6 protein-coding genes are annotated in these 7,893 nt (G+C 71.5%); 2 read left to right on the top strand and 4 right to left on the bottom strand.

Features of this window, described 5'->3' with window-relative positions:
- Positions 1-183: 183 nt before the first annotated feature.
- On the top strand, positions 184-2,340 hold the full coding sequence (locus ACJ73U_RS32560) for a PASTA domain-containing protein (protein WP_407781575.1): 2,157 nt from the start codon (positions 184-186) through the stop codon (positions 2,338-2,340).
- A 109-nt stretch (positions 2,341-2,449) separates the two neighbouring features.
- Positions 2,450-3,667 carry a wax ester/triacylglycerol synthase domain-containing protein gene (locus ACJ73U_RS32555; protein WP_407781574.1) on the top strand — a complete coding sequence of 406 codons (1,218 nt, stop codon included), beginning with the start codon at positions 2,450-2,452 and terminating at the stop codon, positions 3,665-3,667.
- Here ACJ73U_RS32555 and ACJ73U_RS32550 read toward each other — a convergent pair.
- From ACJ73U_RS32550 to ACJ73U_RS32535, 4 genes are all read right to left on the bottom strand, one after another.
- Positions 3,635-4,162, bottom strand: coding sequence for a TetR/AcrR family transcriptional regulator (locus ACJ73U_RS32550; RefSeq protein ID WP_407781573.1), 528 nt, complete (start codon positions 4,160-4,162; stop codon positions 3,635-3,637). The genes ACJ73U_RS32555 and ACJ73U_RS32550 overlap by 33 nt on opposite strands.
- Positions 4,162-4,971, bottom strand: a complete 810-nt coding sequence (locus ACJ73U_RS32545) for a class I SAM-dependent methyltransferase (RefSeq protein ID WP_407781572.1) — start codon at positions 4,969-4,971, stop codon at positions 4,162-4,164. Before ACJ73U_RS32545 ends, ACJ73U_RS32550 begins: the two co-directional genes overlap by 1 nt.
- Before the next feature lie 79 nt (positions 4,972-5,050).
- Positions 5,051-6,439, bottom strand: a complete 1,389-nt coding sequence (locus ACJ73U_RS32540) for a class II 3-deoxy-7-phosphoheptulonate synthase (protein WP_407781571.1) — start codon at positions 6,437-6,439, stop codon at positions 5,051-5,053.
- 138 nt (positions 6,440-6,577) lie between these two features.
- Positions 6,578-7,678, bottom strand: coding sequence for an ABC transporter substrate-binding protein (locus ACJ73U_RS32535; RefSeq protein WP_407781570.1), 1,101 nt, complete (start codon positions 7,676-7,678; stop codon positions 6,578-6,580).
- Positions 7,679-7,893: the final 215 nt, after the last annotated feature.

Below are 7,893 nucleotides of genomic sequence, written 5' to 3'. Positions count from 1 at the left end.
CAGCGGCAGCACGTCGACCTCGGGACCCAACACGTCGTCGGCGAAGGGGATCGCACTCACACCGCAAACCTTGCCACAGGAACGCCGTGACCGCGTATGGCAATTTACGTCACTGGTCCGACCTTGGGTCCAATTCGACCGCTTCCCCGCACCACGGGCCGAGGCTTCCGTACCATCACGGGCGTGGACGATAGGGGAGTCGGCTTGATCGGGTCGCTGCTGGAGCAGCGGTACCGGGTCGACGCGCTGCTCGCCCGCGGTGGCATGTCCTCGGTGTACCGCGGGTTGGACACGCGGCTCGACCGGCGGGTCGCGATCAAGGTGATGGACGCGCGCTTCGCGGACGACCGCACGTTCGTCGACCGCTTCGAGCGGGAGGCGCGGTCGGCGGCCAAGATCCATCACCCGAACGTGGTCGCCGTGCACGACCAGGGCGTCGACCGGTCGGCGAACGGCGACCTCGTGTACCTGGTGATGGAGCTGGTCGACGGCGGTACCCTGCGCGACCTGATCAACGAGCGCGGCGCGCTGCCCGTGCCGCTCACGCTCGCGATCATGGAGCAGGTGCTCGCCGCGCTCGCCGCGGCCCACCGGGCCGGCCTCGTGCACCGGGACGTCAAGCCGGAGAACGTGCTCATCGGGCACGCCGGCGAGCAGGGCAGCGCGGTCAAGGTCGGTGACTTCGGCCTGGTCAGGGCCGTGCACAGCGCCGGGACCACCAGCGCCAGCGTCATCCTCGGGACCGTGGCCTACCTCTCCCCCGAGCAGGTCACGACCGGGGCGGCGTCCGCGACCGGCGACGTGTACTCCGCCGGCATCGTGCTGTTCGAGATGCTGACCGGCGCCGCCCCCTACACCGGCGACAGCGCCATCTCCGTCGCCTACCGGCACGTGAACGACGACGTCCCGGCCCCGTCGACGCTCGCGTCCGGCATCCCGGCCGAGCTGGACGACCTCGTGCTCCGCGCGACGCGCCGCGACCAGGCGTCGCGCCCCGCCGACGGCGCCGCGTTCCTCGCCGAGGTGCAGCGGCTGCGCGGGCTGCTCGGCGCACAGGGCGTCGCCGTGCCGGTACCCGCGCCGAGCGTCGCGGACCGCACGCAGCCGGTGCGGCCACCGGTGGACCGGTCAGCACCCGCCACGGGCGGCGTGGGCGTGGTGGAGCTGGCACCCACCGAGCGGACCGCCGCCAACGGCCAACCGTTGATGGCGCCGGTGCCGGTCGCCGGGGCGACCATGAACGCCACGATCGTGCGCCCGGCGCCGGCCGGCTTCCGGCCCATCGGGCCGCAGGGCACCCGCGCGATGCTGCGCACCGACCTGGACGCCGCCAACGCGGTCACCGAGTTCGTGCCGCCGGCCGCGCCCCCGTCCGGCGGGATGCCGGCGCAGTCCGGCCCGCCCCGCGGTCCCCGGCCGAAGCGCCCCGGCCCGCCGCCCAAGAAGAAGCAGAGCCGCGCCGGGGTGATCACCCTGTGGAGCATCGTCGGCGTGCTGGTGCTGGCGCTGGCGGGTACCACGACCTGGTGGTTCACCTCCGGTCGCTACCGCACGGTGCCGAACGTGGCCGGCCGGACGCTGGTGGAGGCGCAGCAGCTCCTCACGGACAGCGACCTCAAGGCGAACGTCGAGACCAAGCACAGCAACACGGTGGCCGGTGGCATGGCGATCGGCACCGAGCCGGCGATCGGGGCCGAGGTGCTGCGGGGCGACTCGATCACGCTGATCGTCTCGTCGGGCAGGCCGAAGGTGCCGGACGTGCGTCCCGGCTCGGACGTCGCCGACATCGAGAAGCAGCTCAAGGACGCGGACCTGCGCCCGGACCGCGACGAGGGCAAGGACCAGTTCTCCAGCGACGTGCCGAAGGGCAAGGTCATCACGACCGATCCCGCTCCCGGCAACGAGCTGGAGATCGGCAAGACCGTCTTCATCGTCGTGAGCAAGGGCCGCCAGCCCAAGCCGGTGCCGGACGTCCGGAACAAGAGCAAGGACGAGGCGTTCGACCAGCTGCGGCAGGACGGCTTCGACCCGGTGGAGGGCCAGGAGCAGTTCGACCGCGACGTCGACGGCGGTCACGTCATCGGCACCGACCCCACGGCCGGCACCAAGATCGACAGCGACGACCGCAAGGTCACGGTGACCCTGTCGAACGCGGTCACCCTGCCCGACCTGGGTGGCAAGTCGCGCAAGGATGCCATCAGGCAGCTCCAGGACCTGGGCCTGCAGGTCGACGTGCAGTCGTTCACCAACGACGACCGCGGCCGGGTGGTCACCCAGGACCCGTTGCCTAGCACCCGGGTGGAGCCCGGCTCGAAGGTGACCATCTACGTACTGGGCTGAGCTGCACGAACGAGTGAACAATGACGACTTCGCGGAGCTTGCGGAGTGAATAATCAACACTGCGCATGCGCGTAACCCCGCGGTCACGTCACGCTGTTTGGGTGGAGCCATGGGTCGACTGAGTGGGTTGGACACGGCGTTCCTGAGCCTGGAGACGCGGGAGCGCCCGATGCACCTGGGCGCTGTCGCCGTCTTCCGCGGTTCGGTCTCGCCGGCCCGCCAGCGGGCGTTGCTGGCGGAACGGGCCGCGCGGCTGCCGGCGCTGCGGGTCGCCGGCAACTGGTTCCCGTCCTGGTGGCCGGCGTCGGACTTCGAACCGGGCGCGCACGTACGCGCCTACGCGGTGACCGATCAGCGCACCTTCGAGTCGTACGTGGCCGGCTGGCTCGCCACCCCGCTCGACCTGGCCAGGCCGCCGTGGGAGGTGCACCTCGTGACCGGCCTGCCGGACGACCGGTTCGCGGTGCTCGTCAAGCTGCACCACTCGCTCGCGGACGGGGCGGGTGCGGTCGCGCTGGCCGGCGCGCTGCTGGACGACGGGATGCCGCCCACCCGGTCCACCAGGCCGCCGGAGTACAGCCTGAGCGAGACCGCGGCCATGGCCGGCGCCGTCGCGCGTGCCGTGCGCCGGCCGCCGGTGCCGGCGCTGCTGACCTCCGGCGGGTCCGCCCGGCGGGTGGCGTTCATCCGGCTCGACCTCGCCGACGTGCGGCAGATCCGGCGCCAGCACGGCGGCACCACCAACGACGTGGTCCTGGCGGTGCTGGCCGGTGGGCTGCGCTCGTGGCTGCGGTCGCGGGACGTGGCGGTCGACGGGCTCACACCGCGGGCGCTGATCCCGGTGAACACGCGGGCACGCGGTGGCGCGGGCGGCAACCAGCTGTCCGGGTACCTCTGCGACCTGCCGGTCGGGCTGGCCGACCCGGTGCAGCGGCTGCGTGCCGTGCGGACGGCGATGGACGCCAACAAGGCCGCCGGCCCGTCGCGAGGCGCCGGGACCATCGCGATCCTGGCGAACCGGCTGCCCTCGGCCGTGCACCGGCTCTGCACGGGGCCGGTGGGGTTCGCGGCGCCGCTGCTGTTCGACACGGTGGTGACGAGCGTGCCGCTGCCGTCGGTACCGCTCACGTTCGACGGCGCTGCGCTGGACGAGATCTACCCGTTCGGCCCGCTCGGTCCCGGGCAGGCGCTGGGGGTCGCGATCTCGCCGTACCGGGACGCGGTCCACATCGGCCTGCAGACCGACCGGGACGCGGTGCCGGACATCGACGTGCTGGCCGCCGCGATCAACAAGTCATGCACGACCCTCCACGAGCTGGCGAACTGAGCCGACGAACGCCTCGACGTCCAGGTCGTCGTCCCAGGCGGCCTGGAGCAGCAGGCCCTGGTAGATGGCGACGAGGACGCGGATCAGGCCGTCGGGGGCGAGGTCCTCGAGGGCCGCGCGGTGGTCGTCGACGCCCTGGCGGGCCAGGTCGCGGATCCGCGGCTCGCGGATCGTCTCGGCCCAGGCCTGCATGCTGAGGTTCCGTTGCTGCCTGGCTTCGGGGGCGGCGACGGCCCTGAGCAGGTCCAGATAGCCGGCGAGCGGATCGTGCGCGAGGGTGGCGGCGCGGGTGGTGTGCCACTCCTCGACGATCGCGATGATCATGTCGTCCTTGCCGGCGAAGTACCGGTAGATGAGTCCCGCGGAAAGGCCGGACTCCTTGACGATGTCCTGTATGGAGGTGCGGTGGAAACCGTTCCTCGCGAAACAGCTCGCGGCGGCTTCCAGGATTTGTTTTCTGCGGTTGGCAAGGTGTTCCTCGGTGACTTTCGGCATCAGTCCGTCACCGCCCAGGCGATCCGGTAGAAACCGGCGGCCGGTTCCGCAGTGTGGTACCGCCGGGCGGCCTCCTGTGTGGACATGTCGCCTCTCAGCACCAGGCCGCGTTCCCCGAGATACGCGGGAACCTCGTTGGGGTGCAGGCCGAAAGTCCACGGTTCGCCGACCCGTCGCACCGATCGGTGCCACTCGGTGTCGTCGTCGAGCGCGGCCCGGTCCACATAGGTCAGGATGACCGTGCTGCCTTTCCCGGTCGTCGCCGTGAGGTCGCGTAGCGTTTTGTCCACGGCCTCTTCGGAGAGGTAGTTGGTGACGCCCTCCCAGATGACGGCCGTGCGTTTCCTGGGGAAGCCGGCTTTCCGCAGTGCTTCCGCCAGGCTCTGTTCGTTGAGGTCCACGGAAATGTAGTGGACGTGGTCCCGGTCGCGAATTCTCCGGCGTTTCGCTTGCTGGGTGGCGGGGTGGTCCACCTCGTAGGTGGTCGGGATGCCGGGGATGCGGTGGGCCCGGCTGTCGTAGCCGGCGCCCAGGAGGAGGACCTGCTCCGGGTCGGCCTCGGCCAGGAGGTCGTCGATGAACCTGGTGCGGGCGACGGCGGACCTGCGCGGGCCGCCCGGGTAGCGGTGGTCGATGAGCCGCGCGATGCCGTGGTTGAGGGGTGGCAGGGTGGCGGCGCGGACCAGCCAGCGATAGCGCGGCGGGAGGAAGAGAATGGCGTACGGGTCGCGGAAGAGACCGCGGCCACGGCGGGTCTCCAGTGCGCGGAACAGGGCGACGTGCTCGGCGGTGCGGCTGGCGGTGCGCATGCCCCCACTATAAAGAATGAACGTTCATTTTTGATAGGAGACGAAAGAGGCCGACCCGCGGGGGGCCGGCCTCCTCGACTCAGCTGCGGAGCATCTCCGCGACCAGGAACGCCAGCTCCAGCGACTGCTGGGTGTTCAGGCGCGGGTCGCACGCCGTCTCGTAGCGGCTGTTCAGGTCCGCGTCCGAGATGTCCTGCGCGCCGCCCAGGCACTCGGTGACGTCCTCGCCCGTCAGCTCCACGTGGATGCCGCCCGGGTGGGTGCCCAGCCGCCTGTGCACCTCGAAGAAGCCCTGGACCTCGTCGACGATCCGGTCGAAGTGGCGGGTCTTGTAGCCGCTCGGGGACTCGTGCGTGTTGCCGTGCATCGGGTCGCACTGCCAGATGACCCGGTGGCCCGAGGCCTCCACCTTCTCGATGATCGGTGGCAGGGCGTCGCGGATCTTCTGGTTGCCCATGCGGCTGATGAGCGTCAGGCGGCCGGGCACGTTGTGCGGGTCCAGCCGCTCCACGTACTCGACGGCAAGCTCCGGGGACGTGGTCGGGCCGATCTTGACGCCGATCGGGTTGGACAGCAGCTCGGCGAACGCGATGTGGGCGCCGTCCAGCTGCCTGGTCCGCTCGCCGATCCACAGGAAGTGCGCCGACAGGTTGTACAGCCTCGGGTCGGGATCGCGGGTGTCCATGCGGAGCATGGCGCGCTCGTAGTCCAGCAGCAGGGCCTCGTGGCTGGCGAAGATCTCCGTCGAGTGCAGGGAGGAGTCCTCGACGCCGCACGCCTGCATGAAGCGCAGGCCGCGGTCGATCTCCGTGGCCAGCGCCTCGTACCGCTCGGCGGCGGCCGAGTTGCTGACGAAGTCCTTGTTCCACTCGTGGACCTTCGTCAGGTCCGCCATGCCCGCCGCGGTCAGCGCGCGCACGAGGTTCATGGCCGCGCCCGCGTTGGCGTACGCGCGGATCATGCGGCCCGGGTCGGGCACGCGGGCCTCCGGCGTCTTCGCCAGCGAGTTGATGATGTCGCCGCGGTAGACCGGCAGGCCGAGCGCGTCGATGCCGTTCGAGCGCGGCTTGGCGTACTGCCCGGCGATGCGGCCGACCTTGACGACCGGCAGGCTGGCCCCGTACGTCAGCACGACGGCCATCTGCAGCAGCGTGCGGATGTTGCCGCGGATGTGCGGCTCGGTGTTGTCGACGAACGTCTCGGCGCAGTCCCCGCCCTGCAGCAGGAACGCCTCGCCGCGGGCCACCTCGGCGAGCCGGTCGCGGAGCCGGTCGATCTCGTGGGGCACGGTGATCGGCGGCACGCTCTCCAGGAGGGTGCGCACCTGGCGCACCTGCTCGCGGTCGGGCCATTCGGGTTGCTGCGCGGCGGGCCGGGACAGGGCCTCGTCGAGGCGGGCACGCAGTGTCGGCGGCAGCGGCGGAAGCTCGGGCAGCGTGTCCACCGGCACGTCCACGGTCCAGTTCACGCAACAAGCGTAGCCGGGCCTGTCATCCTCGTTTACGCCGACGGCGGACCGATCTTGATCGCTTCACCTCATCGTGGTGCACGAACCGGCACGGCGCGGCGGTCGGCCGGCTTCGAAGGCCTGGACCGCCGTGCTCGCTCAGGCGGTGGTGTGGAGGACCCGGAAGTGGTCGGGGTTCGCCGGATCCCGATCAACGACCTGGACCGGCGGCCACGCCCATTGCCACACGCTGATGCCCGCCGGACGGGAGAACCGGATCTGCCCGCGGGTGCCGTCGACCCCGATACTCGGCCAGGATTCGGCGATGCGCGCCCGGTCCACGCCGTGCGTGCGCAGCACCTCGGCGAGGACGGCGACCGTGTCGTAGCCCTCGAAGGCGACGAAGGAGGGCGCCTGGGCCAGCCGCTCACGCAGGGCCGTCTCGACTCGGGCACCGAGGGGGCCGAGGTGCTCGGGCAGGTAGCGCAGGAACGGGATCGCGGCGCCGTCCTCGCCCAGCGACGCCCATTCGGCGAACTCCGGCTGTCCCGCCGGAGCACCGATCATGATCTCGGCGAGGCGCTGGTCGCGGCGGACGGACCTGACGATCGTCACCGCCGGCCGCGGGCCGGCCAGGAGGAGGAGCGCCGTCGCGCGACTGTCGGCGACTTCGTCACACACGGCCGCGGGCGCGCGCTCGCGCATGTCGACCTCGATGACGGTGCCGCCGCGGGGTGCGAGGTGGTCCCGCAGGATGCGGGCCCCGGATGCCCAGTAGACACTCGGCTCGGCCGCGACGGCGATTCGGCGGTGGCCCGCGTTGAGCAGGAAGTCCGCGTAGATCCGCCAGCCGTGGGACTGCGCCGGGGCGAGCCGCGCGACCCATCGCGTCGGTTGTTCGGTGAGCGCGTCGAGAACCGCTGACGAGCAGAGGAACGGCAGGCCGAGAGCGTCGGCCCTGGCCGCGGCGGCACGAGCGACGACGCTGTGGTACTCCCCCGCCAGGGCGGCCACGCCCAGGCGGGCCAGCTCATCCACGGCCGCCACTGCCCGCTGCGGGTCGGCCGCGGTGTCCCGGACCACCAGCTCGAGTGGGCTTCCGACGATCCCGCCTGCGTCATTGACGTCGCGGACGGCCAGCTCGAGTCCGGCGAGCAGGTGTTGGCCTGCCTCGACCCAGCCGGGCCGGCTCAGCGGAACGAGAGCGCCGATCCGGACAGGTGACGCGTCAGCTCCAGGTGGCGATGGTGGCGTAGTCATGCGTCGGCGCCTCCGTGTCGTCTCCCCGCACCGTCCCCGACCGCCTGCGGACAACCCCGCCCGAGGCCGGTCGCGAGCAGACCTCGCTGTCGGTGCCGTGCCGTAGCGTGGAACCGGGGGCCGGCGGCCGGCCGGGGTGCTACAGCGACGGTCGCCAGGTGGTCCACGGGTGGGGGTTTTCGTTATGGGAAGAGAGTGTTTTATGGATATTGTGT

The sequence above is a fragment of the Actinophytocola sp. genome (assembly GCF_045807065.1).
GTDB lineage: Bacteria > Actinomycetota > Actinomycetes > Mycobacteriales > Pseudonocardiaceae > Actinophytocola.
Note: the sequence above shows the minus strand (reverse complement) of the source record. Positions and strands in the feature narration are given on the sequence as shown.